General features: G+C 47.1%; 22 protein-coding genes. 4 read left to right on the top strand and 18 right to left on the bottom strand.

Features of this window, described 5'->3' with window-relative positions; translation table 11 throughout:
* Positions 1 to 7: 7 nt before the first annotated feature.
* The 6 genes from ybeY to AC5FX6_RS19145 all read right to left on the bottom strand — a co-directional run bounded on the left by ybeY (position 8) and on the right by AC5FX6_RS19145 (position 6,009).
* Positions 8 to 436: an rRNA maturation RNase YbeY gene (gene ybeY / locus AC5FX6_RS19170; RefSeq protein WP_493598573.1), complete on the bottom strand. Its 429-nt coding sequence runs from the start codon at positions 434 to 436 to the stop codon at positions 8 to 10.
* The gene (locus AC5FX6_RS19165) at positions 420 to 845 is read right to left on the bottom strand and encodes an ATP-binding protein (RefSeq protein ID WP_493598572.1); all 426 of its coding nucleotides are present in this window, start codon (positions 843 to 845) and stop codon (positions 420 to 422) included. The genes ybeY and AC5FX6_RS19165 overlap by 17 nt, the downstream gene beginning before the upstream one ends.
* A 31-nt stretch (positions 846 to 876) precedes the next feature.
* Positions 877 to 4,185, bottom strand: coding sequence for a DUF4175 family protein (locus tag AC5FX6_RS19160; RefSeq protein ID WP_493598571.1), 3,309 nt, complete (start codon positions 4,183 to 4,185; stop codon positions 877 to 879).
* A gap of 157 nt (positions 4,186 to 4,342) precedes the next feature.
* Complete coding sequence (locus tag AC5FX6_RS19155; protein WP_493598570.1) at positions 4,343 to 5,104, bottom strand: exodeoxyribonuclease III; 762 nt, start codon at positions 5,102 to 5,104, stop codon at positions 4,343 to 4,345.
* Positions 5,105 to 5,201: 97 nt separating this feature from the next.
* Positions 5,202 to 5,552 (bottom strand): hypothetical protein, encoded by a 351-nt coding sequence (locus tag AC5FX6_RS19150; RefSeq protein ID WP_493598569.1) that lies wholly within the window; start codon positions 5,550 to 5,552, stop codon positions 5,202 to 5,204.
* A gap of 103 nt (positions 5,553 to 5,655) precedes the next feature.
* Positions 5,656 to 6,009 carry a carboxymuconolactone decarboxylase family protein gene (locus AC5FX6_RS19145; RefSeq protein ID WP_007656658.1) on the bottom strand — a complete coding sequence of 118 codons (354 nt, stop codon included), beginning with the start codon at positions 6,007 to 6,009 and terminating at the stop codon, positions 5,656 to 5,658.
* Positions 6,010 to 6,104: 95 nt separating this feature from the next.
* Here AC5FX6_RS19145 and AC5FX6_RS19140 point away from each other — a divergent pair, with 95 nt between their 5' ends.
* On the top strand, positions 6,105 to 6,797 hold the full coding sequence (locus AC5FX6_RS19140) for a ComF family protein (protein WP_493598568.1): 693 nt from the start codon (positions 6,105 to 6,107) through the stop codon (positions 6,795 to 6,797).
* A 74-nt stretch (positions 6,798 to 6,871) separates the two neighbouring features.
* On the opposite strand, the gene gldJ is transcribed toward AC5FX6_RS19140, so the two are convergent.
* Together gldJ and AC5FX6_RS19130 are read right to left on the bottom strand one after the other, a co-directional pair.
* Positions 6,872 to 8,104: a gliding motility lipoprotein GldJ gene (gene gldJ, locus AC5FX6_RS19135; RefSeq protein ID WP_493598567.1), complete on the bottom strand. Its 1,233-nt coding sequence runs from the start codon at positions 8,102 to 8,104 to the stop codon at positions 6,872 to 6,874.
* A 63-nt stretch (positions 8,105 to 8,167) separates the two neighbouring features.
* Entirely contained in the window at positions 8,168 to 9,184 is a 1,017-nt protein-coding gene (locus AC5FX6_RS19130; RefSeq protein ID WP_493598566.1) for a PorP/SprF family type IX secretion system membrane protein, read from the bottom strand.
* Between the two features lie 107 nt (positions 9,185 to 9,291).
* Between AC5FX6_RS19130 and AC5FX6_RS19125 the strand changes: the two genes are divergently transcribed.
* Positions 9,292 to 12,318 carry an AsmA family protein gene (locus AC5FX6_RS19125; RefSeq protein WP_493598565.1) on the top strand — a complete coding sequence of 1,009 codons (3,027 nt, stop codon included), beginning with the start codon at positions 9,292 to 9,294 and terminating at the stop codon, positions 12,316 to 12,318.
* Between the two features lie 153 nt (positions 12,319 to 12,471).
* On the top strand, positions 12,472 to 13,263 hold the full coding sequence (locus AC5FX6_RS19120) for a DUF4382 domain-containing protein (protein ID WP_493598564.1): 792 nt from the start codon (positions 12,472 to 12,474) through the stop codon (positions 13,261 to 13,263).
* A 129-nt stretch (positions 13,264 to 13,392) separates the two neighbouring features.
* Here the strand turns inward: AC5FX6_RS19120 and AC5FX6_RS19115 are convergent, their stop codons facing one another.
* The 10 genes from AC5FX6_RS19115 to AC5FX6_RS19070 form a co-directional block, all read right to left on the bottom strand.
* Positions 13,393 to 13,869: a DinB family protein gene (locus tag AC5FX6_RS19115; RefSeq protein ID WP_493598563.1), complete on the bottom strand. Its 477-nt coding sequence runs from the start codon at positions 13,867 to 13,869 to the stop codon at positions 13,393 to 13,395.
* A 7-nt stretch (positions 13,870 to 13,876) separates the two neighbouring features.
* Positions 13,877 to 14,266 carry a DUF6970 domain-containing protein gene (locus AC5FX6_RS19110; protein WP_493598562.1) on the bottom strand — a complete coding sequence of 130 codons (390 nt, stop codon included), beginning with the start codon at positions 14,264 to 14,266 and terminating at the stop codon, positions 13,877 to 13,879.
* Positions 14,267 to 14,397: 131 nt separating this feature from the next.
* Positions 14,398 to 14,784, bottom strand: a complete 387-nt coding sequence (locus AC5FX6_RS19105; RefSeq protein WP_493598561.1) for a diacylglycerol kinase family protein — start codon at positions 14,782 to 14,784, stop codon at positions 14,398 to 14,400.
* Between the two features lie 88 nt (positions 14,785 to 14,872).
* Positions 14,873 to 15,184, bottom strand: coding sequence for a peptide-methionine (R)-S-oxide reductase (locus tag AC5FX6_RS19100; protein ID WP_493598560.1), 312 nt, complete (start codon positions 15,182 to 15,184; stop codon positions 14,873 to 14,875).
* A 23-nt stretch (positions 15,185 to 15,207) separates the two neighbouring features.
* Entirely contained in the window at positions 15,208 to 15,603 is a 396-nt protein-coding gene (locus AC5FX6_RS19095) for a methionine-R-sulfoxide reductase (RefSeq protein ID WP_493598559.1), read from the bottom strand.
* Positions 15,604 to 15,697: 94 nt separating this feature from the next.
* Positions 15,698 to 16,474, bottom strand: a complete 777-nt coding sequence (locus AC5FX6_RS19090; protein ID WP_493598558.1) for an SDR family NAD(P)-dependent oxidoreductase — start codon at positions 16,472 to 16,474, stop codon at positions 15,698 to 15,700.
* 132 nt (positions 16,475 to 16,606) lie between these two features.
* Positions 16,607 to 17,578, bottom strand: coding sequence for a 23S rRNA (adenine(1618)-N(6))-methyltransferase RlmF (gene rlmF, locus AC5FX6_RS19085; RefSeq protein ID WP_493598557.1), 972 nt, complete (start codon positions 17,576 to 17,578; stop codon positions 16,607 to 16,609).
* Positions 17,579 to 17,887: 309 nt separating this feature from the next.
* On the bottom strand, positions 17,888 to 18,916 hold the full coding sequence (locus tag AC5FX6_RS19080) for a hypothetical protein (RefSeq protein ID WP_493598556.1): 1,029 nt from the start codon (positions 18,914 to 18,916) through the stop codon (positions 17,888 to 17,890).
* Positions 18,917 to 19,340: 424 nt separating this feature from the next.
* Positions 19,341 to 20,738 (bottom strand): class II fumarate hydratase, encoded by a 1,398-nt coding sequence (fumC, locus tag AC5FX6_RS19075; protein WP_493598555.1) that lies wholly within the window; start codon positions 20,736 to 20,738, stop codon positions 19,341 to 19,343.
* 111 nt (positions 20,739 to 20,849) lie between these two features.
* Positions 20,850 to 21,566, bottom strand: a complete 717-nt coding sequence (locus AC5FX6_RS19070) for a hypothetical protein (protein WP_493598554.1) — start codon at positions 21,564 to 21,566, stop codon at positions 20,850 to 20,852.
* A gap of 267 nt (positions 21,567 to 21,833) precedes the next feature.
* On the opposite strand from AC5FX6_RS19070, the gene AC5FX6_RS19065 reads away from it, so the two are divergent.
* Positions 21,834 to 24,758 carry a CHASE domain-containing protein gene (locus AC5FX6_RS19065; RefSeq protein ID WP_493598553.1) on the top strand — a complete coding sequence of 975 codons (2,925 nt, stop codon included), beginning with the start codon at positions 21,834 to 21,836 and terminating at the stop codon, positions 24,756 to 24,758.
* Positions 24,759 to 24,781 lie beyond the last annotated feature (23 nt).

Here is a 24,781-nt window from a genome sequence, read left to right as displayed (position 1 = left end):
TTTGCGATTAAAATTTCCGCAAAGATAAGGAAGAATCTTCGAGTTTGCGCATAGCTGCTTCCTGCTCAGGGGTTTTATCTTTAAAACCAAGCAAGTGAAGTACACCATGTATAAGGACGCGGTGAAGCTCGTCGTTGAAAGAGGTACCGTGGGTAACACTATTGTCACGCACGCGATCTATGCTTATAAAAATATCACCTTCGATAGTGCCCTCTATGTCGGCATTGTCGAAGGTGATGATATCTGTGAGCGTGTCGTGATCGAGATACTCAAGATTGATCTGGTGCAAGTAATCGTCAGAGCAGAAAACGTAAGTTAAGCTTACAAGTTCATGATCATGCTCCTCAATAATGTCTGCAATCCAGTTGGAAATCTGTTCTGGGTTTTCCAGCGAGAAATCAATCTCCTCGCTGAAGAACTCAATTGGTTGATCCATTCTGTAATTGTGTGATGTTAAATATTAACTGCACCTTTTTACCATTGTCCAGGAAGTTTACCTCGTCACAAAGGTTACGCATCAAAAAGATACCACGACCGCCGGGATTCTCCAAATTCTCGGGAGCAGTAGGGTCAGGCAAGGTATCGAAATCGAAGCCAGGTCCTTCATCTTCAATTTCAAAAAGAAGCTGATTATTCTCTACCTGAAGCGTAAGGTATACTAGTTTTTCCTTGTCGAATTTATTACCATGCCGAATGGCATTGTTCACAGACTCTGTAACGGCTACCATAATGTTGCCATACACATCGTCTTCAAACTCGAATTCTTCCTTTGAATTGTCTATGAAGCTTTCTATAACTCGGATGTTCTCGATTAAGGAAGGAATCTGAATTTTAACCTGATTCATATTACTTGTTAGTGATGCTATAAGGTGCGTATTAGTTACTCATATTTTGGAAATACTCGCTAACCTTCTGTTTGTAGTACGGCGTAAGGGCCGGTGATACGGTTTGAAGCAATTCCGTTTGTTTTTCTTTTGTTCTTAAATACTTCTCAAATGACGGCGGAACTCTACGGGCAACATCCTGAGCGCTCTTGGCTTCCCGTTTGTTGTCCAGCTCCCGCTCTTTCATAGACTTCTCTGCTTCCAGCAAACGAGTCAATATTTCGCGCTGCCGCATGATGGTCTGCTCAGTCAAACGTTTATTAACGAGATCAGTCTCGCTTTGTTCCATCATCTTACTGATATTTCCTAACTCACCGTTTCCGCCCTTTTCACCAGGTTTCTGTCCCTGCTTTTCCATTTCCTTCAGGGCGTTACGCAAAGCCTCTTGCTCCGCAGCTAATTTAGCTAATTCTTCAGACAGTGCCTTACCTGACTTGCCACCTTTTTTTAATTCTTCGATTTTTTTGTTCAAAGCGTCCTGCATCTGACCAAAATCACCGGGTTGAGGCTTACTTCCTTTCTGTTTGCTGGACATACTGCCTTGCATTTGCTGCATTGCCTGCTGCATTTGCTTCAACGCATCGTTCAGCATCAAGGCCAGGTTATTCATGGAAGTCATAGCCAATTGCTGCTGGGCGGTAGCCCGACCTACGTTACGGTCACGGAGCTCCTTCATGCTGTTGTCCATACTCTGGTTCATTTGAGTCACTTCACGTGTTACAAACGACTCAAGTTGGAATACCTTCTTGGCAAGCGCAAACAAACTATCTTCAATGACTTTAGCGTTGTCACGTAACGATAGCTGCTGCTGGGACAGGGATATAAAACGCGGATCACTTTGGTTAACGCCCCGGAATGATTTCATCAGCCCTTCCTGATCGAAAGACAGCTTAATCAGGTTCTCCAGAATATCGCGGAGGTTGTCAAGGTTCTGTTGCATGCCATCCATGCTCATGCTGTTCTGCATCTGCTCCATTTGTTGAGCCATTTGCTTCATCTTCTCCCCTGCCTTTTGCTGCGATTCGCTGGCTTTTTTGTTCTGGTTCTTATCAAGCTGCTGCTTCCCTTGTTCCATGTCCTGCTCTATCTGCTGCTGTTCCTGCTGCATCTGCTGCTCGTCCATCTGGTTTGGGTTCTGAAGTTTGTCGTTGAGCTCTTTCAGGTCTTTCATGTCCTGCTTGAGCTGCTCAAAGTCTTTTTGTATACTCTCCTGTTCCTGTTTCAGCTGTTTGTTGTCCTCCTGCTTTTGTGCAGTCTTATCAGCCAGTTCTTCCTGATCTTTGGCCATCTCCTCCAGCTTATTGGTAATATTGTCAAGCTTTTGCTCAAATTGAAGCTGCTTGAATAACTCTAATGCCCTTTCAAGTTCTCGCTCCAGGTTACGTTCACGGTTATCTAGCTTGCTTAAGAGTTTTTGTAGTTCTGAGTCTTTCGGGTTTTGTTCCTGCAACAGCTTTTCCAGCTCTTCATACAGTTTCTTGGTCTCTTCGTCCAGCAGACTGTCCATCAGTTTTTTCAACTCCTGTGCTTTCTCAGCTAGCTGCTTATCCTGTTCTGAAAGCATGTTCTGCTTTTTGTTAAGCTCATCAAACAGTTCTTTCATAGAAGAGATGTCCTGCTCGAGCTGTTTGCGTTTCTCTGCCAGATCTTCCAGCTGCTTTTTGTCCTGCCAGTTCAGGTCGCGCTTGGTTTTCATCTTTTCTTCGGATCGGGCTAATTCTTCTTTCAGTTTTGTGCTTCTTTCCAGAGATTTACTCAGCTGACTCTCTACCGACTGGGCATTATTGTTTAGTTCCTGCTCCAAGTCACGGCGGCTAGGCACCCGAAGTTCAAATGCACGCGTACGCGCACTCTTTGGCCCGTTCAGTCCGTCATTGTCCCATACCTGTACAAAGTATTCTAATTTATCACCTGGATTAAGCTGCAGACTAGCGGTATTCCATTGGTGGTAATAAGTCTGGCTGAGTTGTTGTCGGTTCAGCCCAATTGGTAAGCTTTTATACCTGGCCTGCGGATTTTTATCATTAGTTACCTTGTAGTTCAGTACTAATCGAGTCAAACCATGGTCGTCTGATATTTCACCGGCTAGTACTACAAAGCGGTATAAAGCAGAATCGTGGTACTGCTCTAATGAGATCTGCGGGTGACGGTCAGGTATAGTGGTGATCTGGTAATTGATCTCTTCCTTGTTGGTACTATGGGCATTCCGTAAGTTTACTCCATAGCTCTGGCTTTCGGTAAACTGCTTGCTGGCAATGAATAAATCGGATTTAGGTTCAGCTACAAGAGTCTCTTCGGGGTTTTCAAAGTTGAGTTCGATACGCTCCGTTTCAGTAGCATCAAAATTCCAGGTGATGGTGCTGCCGGCAGGTATAGTGGCGTTCCCTGTGTTTTGGATTAGCTCAGGCTTCCGCTTCAGGTAAGCGGGGTAAGCCACTTCCATGTGGAAGTTCTTCAGGTTAGGTCTGGAGAGAAGTTGCAGGTTATAGTCATCGGACATATAACCGGAGCCTTCCAGCTGAAACTCTACCGGTCGCTGCAGTTGCTTAAAGGTATAGGTATAGCCATCGGTGCTCTTTTGCAATCGCTGGCGTCTGCCATTGTAGTGGATGTATACCTCACTAGGTATAGTCTTGCCTTCGAGCTGTACCTTCAGTTCGAAGTCTTCCCCTCTATATGTCTGTAAAGATTCATTCTCCACAACAAACTGGAATGGGGCCAATGGAGTATAGTGTTTCTTATAATTGAGGATACGCTCCGTACCCTGTACAAATATGGTAGGGTAAAGCACGGCCACCAATAACATAATAGCAGCTGGAAGCGCAATGTACTTCAGGAGGGGCTTGTTCTCGCGGTAAGTAACTGCTTCCTCAAAAGGATAATTGACAAGTTGAGAAGAGCGTTGGGCTATACTGGCGGCAATAAGTTCATTTGTACGATCAAGGTCTTTCAACTGAATGGCATTCAGGAGTTTATCCTTTATCTCAGGATAGTGATCCCCTACCCGGGCAGCTGCCTGTTCATCAGAGAGAAGCTTGCGTAGATTTGTTAAGGCTGAAAGCGGTAGAATGATCCAACGGACCAGTGCGTATAGGGTGAGGCCTACAAAAGAGAATAACAGAAAGGCCCGTACATAGACAGGAAAGTAAAAAATGTATTCTAACAGGCTGTAAATGATGTAGATAGACATTAGCAAGCCTATGGCGAAAATGCTCCCCCGCAACAATAGGTTGAGGTAGAACTTTTTCTTAAAGGCCTGAAGCTGGTATAACAGCTTGTCCATCGCATCGTGCTGATTCATCTGCCTAGTTATTTAATCGTTACTTACCCATTCTTATAGCTAATGATTAACCTTAAAGGTATAAGTTCTTAAAATATAGAAATTTAAGAGAATCTCCTAAAGCCTTTACTATTTAACTATCTGTACGGACGATTTAGTATACGTACAGTGCCCGCTACTATATAATATCCAATAAAACAGGACAGTGGTCAGAGTGTTTGGCCTCAGGAAGAATGGCCGCCCGCTGCATACGCTCCTGTAAGTTCCCAGTCACCATATTATAGTCGATTCGCCAACCCAGATTCTTAGCACGTGCCCCTGCTCTGTAGCTCCACCAGCTATAGTTATGCGGCTCCTTGTTGAAATGGCGGAAGCTATCCACAAAGCCACTATCGATGAACTTCGTCATCCAATTGCGCTCTTCGGGCAGGAAACCCGAACTGTTGGCATTTGATTTTGGGTTGTGAATGTCAATCGCCTGGTGACAGATATTATAATCACCACTGATAACCATACCGGGCAATGTCTGTTTTAGGTCTCTTACGTAACCATAGAAATCATCGAGCCACTGCATTTTGAAACCCTGCCGCTCGTCGCCACTGGATCCCGAAGGCATGTATACGCTCATAACCGAATAGTCGTCGAAGTCTGCGCGGATCACACGCCCCTCATTGTCGTAGCACTCCATGCCGCATCCAATCTCGACATGCTTGGGCTTGTATTTGCTAAGGATGGCTACTCCGCTATACCCCTTCTTAACAGCTGGGTGCAGGTATACATTGTAACCCATATCTTCAAAAATGGCACGATCGAACTTGTCTTCACAAGCTTTGATTTCCTGCAGACAAAGTACATCAGGGTTGGCAGCTTTCACCCAATCCTGAAAACCTTTTGAGATAGCGGCACGGATGCCGTTTACGTTATAGGTGATAATTTTCATGCTTTCTGTTTCAAAGCCATGCATAGGTAGCATGCCTCCACTTCCAATAGAAGAAGCTACATGCTACCCATACAGGTAAAAAATTAAATTATGAGAGTTAAATATCGTCGGCTCTGTCAAAGTACTCCAGGATGTGCCATTTCAGCATGCGCTCCTGGTCTTTCAGATTTGTGAAAGGTATAGGCTTGACAGAACGGTAATGGGGCCAACCTTCCTCGTCCACCTGCTCCAGTTCATAAAAACCTGACAGACTGAACACTTTGCAGGTGGCGATATGCATCAGATCCTGCTTTTCTTCTTTCGTAAAGTTTGAGATGCCTTTGCCCAGTTCCTGTATACCTATTAAAAAGAGAATGGCATTCAAGTCTGGCTTTTTCCCGAAAGTCTTCATCATAGAAGCCCGTAGGTTGGTCCACCTGTGATCCAGGTTTGATGATTCGTCGGACATATAATTAATTATTAAGTAAGCTGAACTGTTGAAACTGTTAATGCTAATATGACCCTCATGAACAGAGGCAACAGTTTTACAATTCAGTATTTTAATGCACTATCTAGGAAGCGCTTTGCTGTGCTTTAAGTTCCTCCCAGTATTCCACTGCGCGTCGGAAATGTGGAATCACAATGGAACCTCCCACTAAGTTGGCGATTGAGAACACCTCAAACACCTGCTCGTCCGACACGCCTTCCTCGAAGCATTTGCCCAGGTGATACTTAATGCAATCGTCGCAACGCAGCACCATGGATGCTACCAAGCCAAGCATTTCCTTGGTTTTCACATCGAGGGCTCCCTCCATATAGGTATTGGTGTCCAGGTTAAAAAAGCGCTTTATTACCTTGTTATCGTATGACATGATGCGCTCGTTCATGCGCGTACGGTACTCGTTGAATTCTTCTATCTGGCTCATTGTTGTGTGTCTTGTGACTGTTTTATGCTATTAAAAGTATAAGAGTTAAAGTTAATTCAAAATATCAAGAATACCTTAAGCACACCCACCCAGCTATGCTACAGGATTTTCTGTCCTTACTTTTCCCTGCTGTATGCCATGCATGTGACCAGCCGTTGACCCGTGGAGAGCGCTATATCTGCACAGAGTGTAACGTGAAACTTCCTTATACTGACCTGCACCTGCACGGAGCGACTGAACTGAATTATCTGCAGCAGCGATTTTGGGGCAAAGTGCCAGTTAGGTTTGCATTCGCCTATCTTCATTTCAGACCAAAGGGGCGGGTGCAGCGCCTCCTTCATAAGCTTAAGTACAAAGGGGCTGAAGAGCTCGGAGAACATTTGGGTAAACGATTTGGAGCCGTACTGTCTGATCATGGGTATGCAGCACATTTTGATCTGATAGTACCCGTGCCGCTCCACCGTCTTAAACTGCGGCGCCGAGGCTACAATCAGTCTGATGGTTTTGCCAAGGGGCTGGCAGAGGCAATGCAAATTCCCTGGAGCAACAAGGTGCTGGAACGTGCTATCGATACCGACTCACAGACAAAGAAAAGCCGACTTGATCGTTGGCAAAACGTGGAACAGGTGTTTGTTGTCAGGAAAACCGATCAGGTAACCGGGAAGCGTGTACTGCTGGTGGATGATGTGCTGACAACAGGCGCTACCCTGGAAGCCTGTGCGCATGCGCTACTTGATAGTGGCAGTGATGAAATAAGTGTGGCAACTATTGCGGCTGCACAACTTTAAGACAGATTGGTTATAAATGCAAAAAGCCCGGGTAAATCCCGGGCCCTTTAAAATATAGTATTAACTGTTAGTTCTTATCTGTTTGATCCTGCGTTGATCATCGCGCAACGGAAACCGATTGTTGCTGTAGATGAATCCTGCGCCATGAATCTTCTGGTACCTGGAGACAGCCAGTAAGCTACGTCTTTCCATGAACCACCTTTAAATACACGAACTTCGTTGCTGATCAGGGAGTGGAAACCTTCAGCTGTATCATAGTTTTCAGCTTCGTCCAGGTAACCGTCTCTACGGAACGGGTTCAAATCTTCTACATCCTGGAATGAAAGCGGACGGTAAACATCCTGTACCCACTCGTTCACGTTACCAGCCATGTTATAAAGACCGAAGTCATTTGGAGGGTAAGCGTAGATGTAATCCGTAATCATGGCACCATCGTTCAGTGAACCTGCCACACCGGCATAGTCACCACGGCCACGCTTGAAGTTCGCCAGGAACTGACCCATTTTCTTGCCATGCGGGTTACGCAATTGGTGGCCATCCCAAGGGTAAAGTCTTCTGTTATGCTGATTTTCGTCTTCGTTGTACTGTGTACCGATCAGCGCTTGTGCAGCATATTCCCACTCAGCCTCTGTTGGGAGACGGTAGTTCGGCAACACATAGCCAGACTCGATTGAAAGAGCCGTAGCTTCAGTTGGTTCCTGAGCAGCTCTTCTGCCAAATAAACCTCTTCTTTGACTGCCACCACTAGCTTCTTTGGCCAGGTTCTCATTCACCTTAGCCGTACGCCAGGTGCAGTAGTCATTGGCCTGTAGCCAGCTAACACCTACCACTGGGAAAAAACGGAAACCAGGGTAACGCAGGTAATACGTTACGTAAGGGTCGTTGAAAGAAAGCTGACGTGACCATACCGTTGTATCCGGAAGGGCGGCTACGTATACCTCAGGTATAGAGTCTCTCTTCAGGTAGTGCAGGTACTCCAGCCAGTGGATGTTAGCCACTTCAGTTTCGTCCATGTAGAACGAAGCCACTGTTACCGTGCGCTCAATATTGTCGCGGGTCATGGCGATGTCCTCCTCCATAGAGCCCAAGGTGGTACGACCACCTTCAATAAATACAAGACCTGGGGCCTGAGGGAAGTCTTCGTAATCGTTTACCTGAAACGCAGTCTCGTCCTCATTGTATTCTATACCCGTGGCCGAGCTATAATCGCCTGGGTCAGTGCTAGTTGGATAGCCGCCACCTTTGCCACATGATGCGAGAAGTGCACCTCCCACAACAACAGCTGATACATACTTAATAAGCTTCATAGATTAGGACCTACTAATGATAAGGTTCTTTTAATGTAATTTAACGTGCAATTATAACTAAATTCAGAATGCCGGACAAACAATGTTATGGTTTATTTTGGACGATCGATGGCCTGTGAACAAATTATTTAGGTTAAGTTGTTCAAAAACGAGCGAAATTTCATTCGCCCCTCCCACCTGTCTGCCAAAACCCTTCACTCCCACGTCGTGGCTGAAGCCGATACGGAGCCTGTTTAGGCTAATCCCCGCTATTACTCCCAAGCTCTGATCCTGGTCTGCGCCAGTTACAGGTACTCCTTTATATATTACTCCTAACGCCAAAGGCGAATAGATAGTATACAAGGCCAGGTCAACACGATTAAAATCTTGCTGGCGTGTAAAATTAAGGGCTGGGCTAATGCTAAATTCAGCGCTATGACGTCTTAAACCGGTATTAACATAAAACTTATAGCCGGCATTTGCCACAAACCGCAAGGGCAGTTTGGTCGTTTCATCAAAACCGTAAGAGGGTTGGTTGAGATGCGACACGTTAAGTCCGGCCCAGAAATTGTTATTGTACAAGACGCTGCCGACCGCGAAGCTCACATAGTTCGTAGGATCGAATTGGTTGGCCTCGGCTGACGTAAGAGCAGTCTGGCCGAAATCACTTAGTTGGTCACCAAAAACCAGGTTGTCATAATTGACACGCAGTGAGGCGATAGATGTTTGAAGGCCTGCTGAGAATGCAAGATTTTCGGTAAGGCGTGTGTGATAAGCGTAAGCCAGGGCAGCCTGCAATTTTTGTAATCCGCCAATACCGGCACGGTCTTGCTGCATTACCATTCCAATTGCACTTTTAGTACCTTCAAAGCGGTAATCAGCAGAGACTTGATTGGTGATGAAAGATCCGTTGAGGGAAGGCCACTGATTGCGATGGGCGACGGCTACGCTCCAGTCGCGCCCTAATCCGCTAAAGGCTGGATTCAGGTATAGCCGGTTGGCATACTGCTGCGTGAAGAGCGCGTCCTGCGCCTCCGCACAGTTATTGCTCAGCAGGTATAAGGCAAAACAAAAATAATATTTTATCCGGGCTATACGCATACCTTATATGACCCTAAAACGGTTATAGTTTTAGAGCGAGTGTAATTTCTGCATGGTTTTAGCTATAAAATTATATAGCTTAGCTTTTACTAAACGCAACCACCTATATGAAAAAAGTAGTTATTGGTTTTTTTATCTTTTTAGCAGTACTGTTAGCACTGGCAGCTTTAGTGCCTCTGCTCTTCAAAGATAAAATTAAACAGGCCCTGGACAAAGAGATTGCCAAGAATATCAACGCGACTGTCATATACGCGACAGATGACGTAAGCCTTTCCCTTTTCAGGGATTTTCCGAATATGTCATTGGGTGTAGAGAACCTGTTGGTTGTTGGACAGGATTCTTTTGCAACTGACACACTGGCCAAGGTTCCCTCTTTCCGTATGGGTCTGGATCTGATGAGTGTGATCAGCGGCAACCAACTTAAGATTAACAATGTCAAACTGGACGACCCAACTATCCGGTTGTTGGTACTCAGAAGCGGTAAGGCAAACTGGGACATTTTTATCTCTGACACCACTGCAGCAGTCGAAGCTGATACTGCAGCCAGCGACTTCCGCATGGCGATCAAGCGTTGGGATATTAATAACGGCACGCTTTATTACGACGATCTGAGCATCCCTTTTGGATTGGCGGCCTACAACGTGCGCCATACCGGTAGCGGCGATTTCGAAAAGAGTGTATTTGATATGAAGTCGCAGACGCAGGCTGATCGCTTTGTAATGACTTATGACGGTGTAAACTACATAGAGAATGCAGTGCTGGACGCAGACGTAACAATGGAAATGGACCTGGATAAGTATCTCTATACCTTCAAGGACAATAATATCCGCATTAACGAACTGCCTGTGCAGTTTGCTGGTACCATTTTGATGCCGGAAGACGACATTGACCTGGATCTGACCTTTAAGGCTGTGAACACGGATTTCCGAAGTGTGCTGTCGGTTGTGCCAGGTATGTTCAAAGAGGACTTCAAAGACATCAAAACAGAAGGTAACCTAAGCTTCGACGGGTATGTGAAGGGGCGCTTTAACGATACTCAGATGCCGGGCTTTGGCACCGAACTGAAGGTAGCGGACGGTATGTTCAAGTACCCTGACCTACCACAAGCCGCCCGTAATATCAACGTAGACCTGCGCATCGACAATCCGGATGGCGACATGGAAAACACGGTAGTGGATGTGCGCAAGTTCCACATGGACATGGGCAAAAACCCAGTGGATGCCCGCGTGCTGATAAAAGGAATGGAAGTAATGCAGGTGGACGGCAATGTGAAAGCCAGCATCGATCTGGACGAGATGACCAAAGTGTTTCCTATAGAAGGTATGACGCTGCGTGGCCTCCTGAAAGTAGACGCTGATGCGAAAGGTACTTACAGCGAAAAGAGCATGCCGGTGATAGACGCTGATATGCGCCTGACCAACGGCTATGTGAAATCAGCAGACTTCCCCGCTCCTATCCAAAATCTAAATGCAGTAGTGAACATCCTGAACAAAACAGGCAATACCGATGATACACGCATTAACATAGAGCGATTCAACATGACCTTGGACGGAGAGCCATTGGAGGGCCGCATGCTGGTGCAAGGTATAGAACATCCTGCTTTCGACGGTCAGATCAAAGGTATATTGGACCTGGAGAAACTCACCAAAATATTCCCGCAGGAAGGTATGACCGTGACAGGCCGCATCAATGCGAACGTGGCTGCCAAAGGCAAGATGTCGGATATCGAAGCTGAAAGGTATAACAACGTAACGGCAAACGGTACGATGGGCATCAGCAACCTGAACTTTGTGAGCACGGATATGCCGCAAGGTATCAAAATCAGTAAGGCTGACGCTGTATTCAATAACGAACGCATCCAGCTCAACAACATGAATGGCTTCCTGGGTAAAAGCGACTTCAGAGCCAGCGGTTCTGTGTCGAACTATATGGGTTATGCATTGTCTGAAAACCAGTCACTGCGCGGTAACTTCAACCTGAGCTCCAACATGTTTAATGTGAATGAGTGGATGGTAGACGAAAATACCGGCCAGACTACAGCCGCCACTAACGAAGCTGAAGGAGTAGTGGAAGTGCCGGCTAACTTGGATATCACCCTAAATGTGGATGCCAAGCAGGTGCTTTACGATAACCTGAAGCTGAACAATGTAGGCGGTCGCGTTTTGATCAAAGACAAGATTGCCCGATTGGAGTCTGTGAAGTTCAACACACTGGGCGGTACCTTCGTAACCAGCGGCAGCTACAATACCCAGAATCTGCAGCAGCCGCTTTTCGACATGAAACTGGACGTGCAGAACCTAAGCTTTAAGGAGGCATTCAATTCATTCAACACGATTAAGGTGATTGCTCCTATTGCGGGGCTTCTTGATGGTACCTTCTCGACCAAGTTTAATTTTGCAGGGGAGATTGGCCAGGATATGATGCCGGTATTCAAGACCTTGGATGGGTCAGGTGTAATTGATGTGGTGAAAGCTGCAGTGCGCGATGTGAAAATCGTGGACCAGATCAGCAGGCTGACAAACTTTGAAGAGTTGCGAACCTTCGTTGTTGAGAACAAGCGCATCGATGCACAAATCATCGACGGTAGCCTGGTGATTCGTCCATTTGACCTGAAAGTAGGTAATATAGATATGACGGTAGGCGGCTCTAATAACGTGAATGGCAATATTGACTATGTTACTGCACTCAACGTGCCGGCTGGCAAGATAGGCCGTGAGTTGAATTCCCGGTTAGGCAGTCTGATTGGAAACGAAGCCTTGAAGACATCAGAACGCATTACACTAAACCTGAACATAGGAGGCACTTTGTCTGATCCTCGTGTTGCTTTGGCTGGCGGAAGCGCCAAGGGTCAAGCTAAGGATCTGGTGGAAAGTGTAGTAAAGAGCAAGGTTGATGATGCCAGAATGCAGCTGGAGCAGAAGAAACAGCAGGTGCAGGATAGCGTGCGTAACGAGCTCGAAAGAAGAAAGACGGAAGCTGAAGACAAAGCCCGTCAGGAATTGGAGAAAAAGCGACTGGAGGCCGAGCAGCAAATCAAAAAACAGGCAACAGATAAAATTACTGATTTCCTGAAGCCGAGAACCAAACCGGCCGCACAGCCTGCTAAGCCCGATACTGCTAAAGTTCAGCAGTAATGCGTAAAGTCTAACAATTCTCTATAGGCCGCTAAGCTGAGCATAGCGGCCTATATTTTTTTATAGCTATATACTTTTGTGCAACTTTATCCCGTTTATTCGTATAATGGTTGCTATTTAGCGCCGAAATGGTTTAAACATAATCCAATTTCTATGAGAACTAAATTCTTAATTCCTTTTCTAATGAGTGGGCTGGTATGGTTCAGTTCCTGCGACAGCGACTCCGACAGCAATGGCACAGCCCGTATGGAAGTGCGCATGACAGACGCGCCCGGCGACTATGAAGAGGTAAACGTGGACATCCGCTCTGTGCAGATTCATAAAGAAAACACTGATAGCGAAAGTGGCTGGATGACACTGGACGAGATCAATCCGGGGGTATACAACCTGCTTGACTTTGCCAATGGACGTGACACCCTGCTTGCTTCTGCTAATCTGCCGACAGGTACTATATCCCAGATTAGACTGGTGCTAGGTGAGAACAACTCTGTAAAACTTAAAAATGGCACAACAGTGGATCTGAAGACCCCAAGTGGGCAAACCTCTGGTCTGAAAGTGCAGCTGAATGCTGACTTGAAAGAAGATGTAACCTATGTGGTACTGCTGGATTTCGATGCAGCCAAGTCGGTTGTAGCCAGAGGGAACGGACAGTACAACTTGAAACCAGTTATTCGCACGATTACTCAGGCGGTAGCTGGCGGTATATCAGGTCGGGTTACCCCTGCCGAGGCCAAGCCAGGTATTTATGTGATCTCTGCGGCGAACGATACGATTGGTGGTTTTGCTGATGATAATGGCAACTTCCTGATTAGAGGTGTGCGGGCAGGTACTTACACGGTGAAGTTCTATACCGAGAACAACGAGCACAACAAAACACGTGAGAATGTAACTGTAGCCGCCGACCAGATCAGAGACCTTGGCGTAGTGGATCTGCTTGCTAAATAATATAAAGCGACAGCCTGTTTGACGAGCAGCTTCGTTTGGCATTCAACAAAAAAGGAGCTCTTCATTGTGAAGAGCTCCTTTCTGTTTGTATAAAGTCCTGCTATTGATTAGCAAATAGTCCTTTGGCAATTAGAACACCTGCCCCATCAGCTCGCGCACGTACGTCACGTAATCGGTGTTAGGCGGGTTGTGTCCGCACTTGCGCAGATCTGTGGCTACCTGAGCACGGTGATAAGTGGCATGATTAAAAGCGTGTGTCAGGATATCGAGCACACGGGTGCTGTATTTTTGGCCCTGGCTATTAGTATAATCAATCAGGCGATTAAACTCCGCTTCATCTGAGTTGGCTACCAATTCAGCTATTTTATAAGAGGCATACTGATGCAGCTTGTGCAGTTCCTCAAGCGTATGCTCCTGCCATACCTTCACAGGGCTCTGGGTGCCCGTAATACGAGCTATCCAAATGGCCTGCGCATTGAGGGCGTGGCTAAACAAGCGTGCTGAGTTAACAGGCAACTCTGGCAGCGTGTCGAATACATCTAGCATTGTCTGGTTTGCCCAGATATTGTATTCCGAAAGGTTCTTTAATACGTCGTTTCCAGTCATCTTTAATCTATTCTCTTTTATCTTCCCAAATTAAGGTCTCGTTTGTCCTTGCATCTAAAAAATCAGGACATCGACCATCGCCCTGACCCGTAATGCCGCCTTCAGGCTCACACAGCAGGTTGCCATTAGTGTCATATAGCCTGGCAGGTATGTCGCAGCAGCGGCTGGTCAGGTAATAGACTTCCTGCTCGTTATAGGTATAGCGGTATACCTTGGCTGGAGGATTGGCTACGCTATCCTGCTCTAATTCCCTTATGAGCTCACTCAGCCAGCCAGTAGGCGTGTCCCGCTTCTGCTCAGTTTCAGTAACTGCGGGCTGTTGTGCCGTCTGGCAGCCTGCCGAAGCGACTAAAACAAAGAAGGCAAGTGCCCGTCCAATTGGTTTTAACAGCAGCATAGCATGCATTATTTAAATGGTGCGCAAAGGTAGGGATTTATGGTTAAACACTATTCATGCGATGGCATTATACCTGGTGTCGCTTTCAAAAGGCACCCTATTCAGGTATAGCACATGGATTAATAGGCTTATTATAGTTCAGTATTTACGTAGTCAACCCAATAAGGTATGAAGATGAACAAGCCAACCGCTACAGAGGTAATAGCAGCCATCAGGACCCCACCAGCCGCCAGGTCTTTGGTTTTGCCCGCCCAGATGTTATGCTCCGGCGACACAAGGTCAGTGAGCGTTTCGATAGAAGTGTTGAAGATCTCAGCCATCCACACAATGCCGATACACAAAATTAGCAGGCACCACTCTACCCGTGTGACTTCAAAGCGATAGGCCATAACCAGCACAATGACACTGGCCAGCACGTGAAGGTGCATGTTAGGTTCGGAGCGGAATACAGCTGTCAGGCCTTTAAAAGCAAAACGAAAGCTGTTATAGCGGCTTTTTATAAATGAGGGTCGACTCATATAAGGAGTAGATCGAGGTGAGAATATTCAGTTTCGGCTATGATATACTGATGAAACAGGTATAAAGTTAAGAGATAGCCCGACCTGTTTATTCTATAAAACTGATGGCTGCTTGATTGATGCAATAGCGTAGCTGGGAAGGGGTGCGTGTATCTCCAAAAAGGTGCCCCAGGTGCTGTCCGCACTGGCTGCACAGTAGCTGTGTGCGCTCACGTTCATAAGTGCTAAGGGCCTTCTGAGAAACATGATCTCCAATCTGGGCCCAAAAGCTTGGGAAGCCTGATCCGACCTCAAATTTCTTGCTGGCCTCGAACAGCGCATTGCCGCAACAGGCACAAACATAGGAGCCGGTTTCATGCGCACGGTCCTCTGTCGATACCTGTTGCCTATGCTTAAACATTTGCTTCCGGCTATACCTGTGTTTTACTTTTCGAGGTCTTCGACCGGTACAAATTTCATAGAGAGGGAATTGACGCAGTGGCGGATGTTTTTAGGAGTCAGATACTCTCCTTCAAACACGTGACCCAGGTGGCCTCCGCAGTTGGCGCACACAATCTCGGTGCGGCGTCCGTCCGGATCAGGTATACGCTTGACGGCTCCCGTTATTTCATCATCAAAGCTCGGCCAGCCGCAGTTGGACTCAAATTTATACTCAGAGGTATAGAGCGGTGCGTTACAGCGGCGGCAGAGGTATACCCCTTCCCCTTTAAAGTTATTATACTCGCCAGTACCAGGGTACTCAGTGCCCTTGCGCACAATGATGCGTTCTTCGTCCGGTGTGAGTTGATTATAATCAGATGGATCTTTCGCGATTTTCATAAGCTTATTTGTCATTAAGTTGTGTATACAAAGGTATACAAATAGCAAGCCTGAAGGCATTACTATGTCAGGATGACTGAGGTTTACAGTATACCTATGCTCCCTGCCCTACATGCTGTGACAGGCCACCGTCCATGAAGTAGCTGGAGCCGGTAACATAGTCAGCGTCGGATGAGGCCAGAAATAACGCTACTTTCGCGATTTCCTCTGGCTTGCCTGCTCGCTTCATCGGTATATTCTGCTCGCTTTCCTGACGGGCTTCTTTGTCGTCCATCGCCTCCTGGTTCATAGGCGTTAGTATCATGCCCGGGCAGATGTTATTCACATTGATGCCATCCTCCGCCAGTTCCAGCGCCAATGTACGGGTGAGGTTGCGCACACCGGCTTTGGAGGCGCAGTAGTCTGCCGTTCCCGCCGATACGATCTCCTCATGCACGGATGATACGTTGATGATTTTGCCCTTGCCTCCCTGCTGTTTGCGGTGCCTGATAAAAGTACGGCAGCAGAAAAAGGTGCCGTATAAATTAGTCTTGATCGTCCTGTCGAAAACTTCAGTGTCCATGTCGGCTACGTTGATCCCAGACCCGTTTACCGCTGCGTTATTCACAAGTATATCGATGGAGGTAAACTCTTGCAGGGACTGCTTGAAAAGCTTTTCCACAGCCTGCTCATCGCTGATATCCACTTGCAGCACCACTCCTTTGCGACCGTGTTTTTTAACTTCGTTCAGCGTCTCTTCGGCGCCTTCTTTGTCAGTGTGGTAAGTCACTACGATATCTGCTCCCTGTTTGGCATATTCAATGGCGGTAGCCCGGCCTATACCTGAGTCGGAGCCCGTAATGAGGGCCACTTTGTCTTTAAGTTTTTCCATAGCTGTGTTTATAAGGTATGTGCTTTATCAGTCAGGCTTTCCCGTCGAGCTGATAAGCCTTTATAAACATACTATCATGTCCTGTTGATTGTTATAGGAATTTAAAACAGGAAGGGAACAGCAAAAGCGAAACTACTTTTGATTCCACTTCAGGGCCGCCCATTTCTGCTGCTGTACTTCTGTTAGGAATGTCCAGGCAACGAGGCGGCTTATTTTGTTTCCATGGCTCATGTCTATGATTTTAACATCCTGTGCACCAACCTTATTTAAGGCGTATTGAACCGTTTTGAGATTAGCCTCTTTGGATATAAGCGTTGTAAACCAAAAGCAGGATGTAGCGAATTGCTTGCTTTCCTGCACCATGTTCTCCACAAATTTAGCTTCTCCTCCTTTGCACCAAAGTTCAGTGTTCTGGCCTCCAAAATTGAGAGTTAGCTTTGCAGGCTTCTTTTGTTGCAGGTTTTTCAGTTTTCGGGCAGTGCCGGCCTGGGCTTCAGCCAATGAACTATGAAATGGCGGATTGCAAATGGTCAGGTCAAAAAATTCATCTCTGTTGATGATGCCACTAAATACATTTTCAGAGTTTGGTTGCAAACGTAGTTCAACATGGCCATGAAGCGCAAGATTGGCTTCCACGATCTGCTTGGACGATGCAATAGAAACCGGATCTATATCTGCCCCGACAAAACGCCAGCCGTATTCCTTATGTCCGATGATCGGGTAAATGCAACTGGCCCCAACGCCGATGTCCAGACACGTCACCTTGTTCCCAGTTGGGACTTTCCCTTGATTAGAGTCTGCTAACAGATCGGCTACATAGTGTATATAGTCTGCTCTCCCGGGTATGGGTGGGATCAGGTAATGCTGTGGAATATCCCAATGCTTTACATCGTAAAAATGCGCCAGCAGTGCTTTATTCAATGTTTTTACTGCTTTCTGATCAAAGAAATCCACAGACTCGTCGTTGTATTCGTTCAGCTTAACAAAGGACTTCAGCTCCGGGCAACTCTGTATGAGTTTTTGAAAATCATACCGCTCCCGATGCCTGCTTCGCGGATGTAAACCAGATTTTTCTTTAGGATGGGACTTCTTTTTTTGAGACATTCAACTTCTGCTTTTGAACTGGTAATATATAGTTATGGAAACGTATAATGATCTGAATGTACCGTTTCTCTTAATAGTGACTCCACACAGAGAACCTTAATTATTGTTAGTGGCATCAGCTATTTTTCAGCGTTCAGTCGAGCACGCAAATAATCCCGGATTTCTTTCCGGCAGCTTAACTGTTAGAGCAAGGACATAAAAATAGCAAAATTTTAACTGCTGGTAAGGTTCCTGAGAGCGGATCCAAGTTTGAGAAAACGAAAAAGCAGCCCTTTAAGGGGCTGCTTTTCTATCTATTTAACTCCGATCTTACTCTTCTAATTTCAGGGGATAATCACTGCAGCGAGCCTCTACTACTCTGAAGCTGCCATACTGTTTCTTTAAGGACGCATTAGGATCTGCATTGACAGGTATAAGCTGCTTTTCGCGACGCTGCGTTTCAATCTGAAGGGTCTGGCCTAACGAGATCGCATCTGCTGCAGCGATCTTGAATATGGTGCCTTGCTTCATGCCCTTTGCCTCAAAAATCACGTTGTCGCTGTTCATGTTATCGTCTTGCTGCGACTTAACGGTGACATTAGCAGGCTGATTGCCCGTATACTCCAGCCACAAGGTGTGCACATCCTGATAGCGGGCATCATCATAGCGTCCCTGTCCTTCTACGCACAGTTGCAGACGGGCCAAAGCGCCTGAGCCTGTCGTGCTTCGCTCGTCACCAAAGGTAACGATTGCCTTCGCTACGCCTGGTATATTACCGAAAGGCACGATCACTGTTGAGTTCTTTTCTCCGGTCGGGATTTCCAGGCTTTCGAGCAGTTGCCCGTTGCTGCTGTAAAGTTCTACTTTAGAACCTTTATCTTCGGCGGCAATATCTGTGAAGACCATGGTTTTCATGGTAACTGTGCTCACCGGCGAGAAATCCAATATAAGGCGGCCACCTTTGCGATTCGCCTGCTTGCCAGAGCCATCACCTACTGTTAACAGGCCCGACATGTCTAGCATATTGGCATCCATTCTGTTGACGAGGTCAGTGGCTGGGTCATGTGCGTCGAGTAATAGAGCCTGAGTTTCTGGCAAATACTTACCGTTCTGAGCTCTCTTTTGAGCTTTTACGATCATGACTGCGCCGTCTTCTTCTATTACATCAGCTGTGCGGGGCAAGGCTCCCTCACCAAAAGTCTGCACCAGGTTACAAGTTGTCGGATCGTAGCCAATCAGGTTATCGTCCTGGCTGACAGCCATAGGTTCTATTGGATCGACCTCGTTGTTGCGCTCACATGAAAAGAGGAAAATACTGGCAAATGCGATAGCAAGGGTGTTTGTACTGAATGTTTTCATAGGGGAAATATACTAGGGTGAAATAATAAGAGAATGCAACCTATGCATCAATCATAAGTTCATGTATATAAATTGTATTATATATGGGTGATTGATTTAATTAATATAACAGAAAGGCAAACCTTTTGTGACCCAGCCCGGCCGGCTGATTGTTTGTTTTTGCTATGAAAAGGACGATCTGTTGATTTTGAAACGTATGAATTGGGATACGTGACTTCTGTTATAACGGTTTGTGAAATTGCACTAAAAATTTAATCTTTTTGTGATATGACACTGTGAAAAGGGCTCTGATTGCCGTGTTAGTGCTGTATTTGAAATATCGCGATTGGCTTGTTCACGGATATAGAATTTGTGGGCGGACAAAAAAAGGCAGCCCTTTGGAGGCTGCCTTTTGCTAGTGCGTATGTTGCGTGTTTGGGGAGGCTTACTTTTTCAAGCTGCCGATCATGTCCTCTGGCTTCACCCATTCATCGAACTGCTCATTGGTCAGGTGACCAAGCTCAATGGCTGCCTGACGAAGGGTAGTACCTTCTTTATGGGCTTTCTTGGCTATGGCTGCAGCTTTGTCGTACCCGATGTGCGGGTTCAAAGCAGTCACCAACATGAGGGAGTTCTCCAGGTTGTGCTTGATGCGCTCTCTGTTTGGCTCTATACCTACAGCACAGTGCTTGTCAAATGAGTCGCAAGCATCACCGATCAGCTGGGCGCTCATCAGTAGGTTATAGATCATCACCGGCTTAAACACGTTCAGCTCGAAATGGCCGTTCATGCCGCCCACTGAAATGGCCACGTCGTTACCAATCACCTGAGCGCAAACCATCGTCATGGCCTCAGCCTGCGTTGGGTTCACTTTGCCTGGCATGATAGAAGAGCCTGGCTCGTTCTCAGGGATCAGGATCTCAGCTATACCTGAGCGCGGACCAGAAGCCAACAGGCGGATGTCGTTAGCGATCTTCATCAGCGAAACAGCCAGTTGCTTTAAGGCGCCAGATGTTTCCACCATAGCATCGTGTGCAGCAAGGGCTTCAAACTTATTTGGAGCGGTGCGGAAATCGTGACCAGCATACTTGGAGATCTTCTCAGCAACCAGCTCAGCATAACCAGCCGGCGTATTCAAGCCTGTACCTACAGCAGAGCCGCCCAGTGCCAGGTCTTTCAGGTGATCCAGTGTATTTTCCAGCGCCTTCATGCCGTACTCCAGCTGCTTCACGTAACCAGATAGCTCCTGGCCCAGTGTCAGTGGCGTAGCGTCCATCAGGTGCGTGCGGCCGATCTTCACCACATCCATAAACTCCTCTGACTTTGCCTTCAGCGTGTCGTGCAGTTTCTTCACCATGGGCAGCGTATGCTCTACCACTTTCTTGTAAGCGGCAATGTGCATGGCGGTCGGGAAGGTATCGTTCGACGACTGTGACTTGTTCACGTCATCGTTCGGGTGGATCTTCTTTTTTTCATCCATCAGATCGCCGCCAAGCACTACGTGTGCACGGTTGGCCACCACTTCGTTCACGTTCATGTTCGACTGTGTGCCCGAGCCTGTCTGCCATACCACCAGCGGGAACTGGTCGTCTAACTTGCCATCCAGAATCTCGTCGCATACCGTCGAAATGATATCTGCTTTGTCCTGCGCCAGAACACCCAGCTCGGCATTGGCCTGCGCCGCTGACTTCTTCAGAATAGCGAAAGCTTCAATTACCTCTTTCGGCATCTGCTGACCACCGATGGTGAAGTTTTCTTTTGAGCGCTGTGTCTGCGCGCCCCAGTATTTGTCGGCAGGCACCTCGATCGGGCCCATCGTGTCTTTCTCTACGCGAACTTGCATATCGTTTATACTTAGGTTTAAAGGATCAATTTAACTCCGGCAAAACTACGAAAAATATTCTTTTACGGCCGCTTTACAGGTATAATCAAGGTATAGCCTATACCTGAAACCCTACCGGATCACACGCTTGCCCGAACGATCAGCCAGCAGGGCAATCATATCCAGCGGAATTGGCTTCAGGTAAGCCGTATTCAGTATGGTTTGGTCATCAAAAGTAACCAGGTATTCTCCTTCAGCGCCCAGGTAATGGATACTCTCAATAGAACTGTGCGGGTAAGTACGCTCCTGGTTCAGCAGATTGGTGATTTGGACCTGATTTTCATCTACGTTCACGTGCCAGCGCATGGCAAACCAAAGCACAACCAACGAAAAGCCCAGCATAATACCGAACAGGATGCTATAAAGACGTATAGAGCGGAGGCCTTCCTGCTGACGGAGATACTGCTTGTACATGTCATAGTCCTGGTTGAGGAGTGTGCTTTGTGAGAGTCGGAGCGGTAGCAGCGCTATGGTAAGGCCAAGAAGCAGACCCGGCGCAAAAAATGCCTTGAAGTTGGGGGTCATCACAAACATCTGCTCACGAGAAACATGTAATATACTGGAGAGCATAGCCAGCGCCCCTGAGAAGAACACGGAAAGCACTGAAGCAAAAACAAAGTAAGCCAGCATCAGTTGCCACTCTTTTTTTTGCAGGTAGCGAGCCTCGTCGGCGCTTAATTCAGCTTGCTGGCCTGCTGGTGACAGGCGACGCAGTGCAAAGCGAAGCACCGGTAGCAATATGGCCACGGCAATAAAACTTAGCAGCAGGCTTTTCAGGATATCTATCATGGTAAAAAGGTATTTGACGTAAAATTAACATGCAAAGCCCAATTTTCTACAGTTATATCAAGAGTATCATCAGACTGTGGATGGTTCAGGTATAATAATAGGTGTGGTACATGTTGAGGCAGCATCCGTATTTTAAGCTCCTCAAATGTTGCAGCTGATACAATAAATTAGTTATTTTTGATGATCTAACCATTGAACTAAGTGCTACTGCCGGCCGTTGTTTTGCGCAAGGCCGGTGTTTTTTTGAAGGGCCTGTTCATCTCATCTATGAAACTTTATAAGTTGGTTGCGTTTGTCCGAGAGTATTTGATCGCAATCGCGTCGTTCCTGCTCATATTTTTACTGACGCTTTTTATCTATTCAGAGACCAAAAAGAAGGCTCTGGAGCGAAACGAGAAACTATTTGAATTAAAAGCAGCGCAAGCCACTCAGGCATTGGAGCTGCGTATGCGCGACTATATCCAGATACTGGTTGGCGCAAAAGCCCTGTTTGTGTCTTCTGACACCGTGACTCGGGAGGATTGGGGCCAGTATTACAGCACGCTAAAGCTGGAAGAGAATTACCCTGGCATACAGGGCGTGGGATATACCCATTTTGTGAAGGCGAAAGACCTGTCAGCCCACATTGAGCGCTTACGAAAAGAAGGGTTCAGCGATTTTGCAATCCGCCCTGACGACCCCCGGCCAATCTATACCTCCATCATATACCTGGAGCCGCTCAACGAGCGTAACCGACGTGCTTTCGGCTTTGACATGTTCAGCGACTCGGTCAGGCGCTCCGCTATGCAAATGGCCCGTGATACCCGTAAGCCGGCACTGTCAGGCAAAGTGAGACTGGTACAAGAGACTAGTGTGGACGAACAGGCCGGGTTCCTGATATACCTCCCTATTTATGAAGACAATGCGGAGCCAGAAGCCATAAAAGAGCGGCAACGGCTGATCAAAGGTTATGTATACAGCCCCTTCCGGGCCAAGGACTTGATGGAAGCCATCTGGGAAAATAATTATGATGACCTGGATATTGAGGTATACGACGGCACGAATTTAGGTAAGAATGATGTGCTTTACAGCTCAGACAGTGTGCTGTATTACCACGCCTCCAAAAAGCGTGAGCTTGACATGCTGAGCACTATGAGCATTGGCAATCATACGTGGCGGGTATACTGCTCTGCGAAGCCTTCGTTTATGCGCTCAGCCGATACCGAATTGCCTTACTTTATCTTGTTGGGCGGTACGATCATCAGCTTGCTGATGTTCTTCATCATCTGGTCACTCATTAACACGCGCCGTTCCAATAGCCTCAAGCAGACCATTACCGATAATGCAACTGCCGCCCTCTTTATGATGGATGCCAATGGCTACTGTACCTTTATGAACCCGGCCGCCGAGGAGATGACTGGTTTTACTTTTGAAGAAATCAGACGCAAGCCGCTTCACGACATGATCCACCATACCCATCCGGATGGTACACCATACCCATTGGAGGAGTGCCCACTCGACAGAGCCCTGCCTACAAACAATAACATGCGCTCACACGAGGATGTGTTTATCCGCAAAAGCGGGGAATTCTTCAGTGTGACAGTTGCTGCGCACCCCATCATCGAAAACGGCGTGCCGACGGCCACCATCATCGAAGTGCGTGATATCACAGAGGAGAAGCGTGCGCAGCAAGCTATAATCGAAAGTGAGGCCCGCTTCCGAACCATGGCCGACAACGCTCCGGTGATCATCAGCATACTTGACATCTGGAAACAGAGCGTGTATGTGAACAGACAATGGCTTGACTTTACAGGGCGCAGCTTCGAAGACAGTATTAACTTCGGCTGGCAGCAAATTATTCATCCGCAGGACCTGCCTGGCTTTGAAGAGCAGTATAACAATGCGCTGGCCTCTGAAAGTGGTTTTAGGGTGGAGTTGCGCATGCGTCGCTACGATGGGCAGTATCGTTGGATGGTGGCGACCTGCACACCACGCTTTGGTGCCGATGGCGACTTCCTGGGGCATATTAGCTCTACAATCGATATTACGGACATAAAAGAGGCTGACCGTAAAGTGAAGCAAAACGCCGAGCTACTACAGAAATTGTTCCTGGAGGTGCCTGCTCTGGTTGGACTGGTACGAGCTTCTGATCAGCAGTATTTGCTGGCCAACCCGCTTTATCGCAAGCTTTTCGGTAACCGCTTGCTGGTGGGTAAGACACTGCGTGAAGCCCATGCCGAACTCGTGCATCAGGGCATATTCGAAGAGATTGAGCGAGTGTTCGTAGATGGCTCCCCTTACATAGGCCAGGAAGTGCCGCTCATGATAGACCGGCATAACGACGGACAACTGACGCAGAGTTACTTCAACATTGTGATACAGCCGCTCATGGACGGAAAGGGTAAACCAGAGGCAGTACTCATATTTGCAGTGGAGGTGACAGAACTGGTGAAGGCCCGCACAAAGTTGATCTCTACAAACGAAGAGCTGAGCATTAAGAATATGGAGCTGCTGCGCACCAATAATGACTTGGACAACTTCGTTTATACAGCTTCGCATGACCTGAAGTCCCCTATCGCGAACATGGAAGGTTTGTCCAACTTGCTGCGAGGTATACTGGAGGATAAGCTGGAGGGTGAAGACAAGCAACTGCTTGACATGATGGGTGAGGCGATTGACAAACTGAAGCGAACGATTGCCGACCTGGCTGAGATCACCAAAGTACAGAAAGGACTTCACGCTAAGGTTGAGCCCCTGTCGTTTGAGCAAGTGTTGCAGGACGTAATGCTGGATATTGACAGCCTTGTGAAAGAGTCCGACGCGGTTGTGAAAGTTGACTTTCAGGTGAAGGACCTGCTGTACGCCCGCAAGAATCTGCGGAGTATTATTTATAACCTGGTGTCGAATGCGATCAAATACCGCAGGCCGGAGTTAAAACCAGAGGTACGTGTAGATACCTATATGGAAGATGACTTCGTGGTGCTACGGGTACAGGACAATGGACTCGGCATTAAAAAGGGTCAGGAGCATAAACTCTTCGATATGTTCAAGCGCCTGCACAAACACGTGGAGGGCACAGGTATAGGCCTGTACATTGTGAAGCGTATTATCGAAAACAATGGGGGCCGCATAGAAGTAGAAAGCGAACTTGGTGAGGGCACTACCTTTAGGGTATACTTCAAGCAGGCGCCAGTTGAAATAGAGCGAGTCTAGATTTTTGGAAACCCCAGTAAGCA

The sequence above is a fragment of the Pontibacter sp. LHS2 genome, from assembly GCF_058932845.1.
Note: the sequence above shows the minus strand (reverse complement) of the source record. Positions and strands in the feature narration are given on the sequence as shown.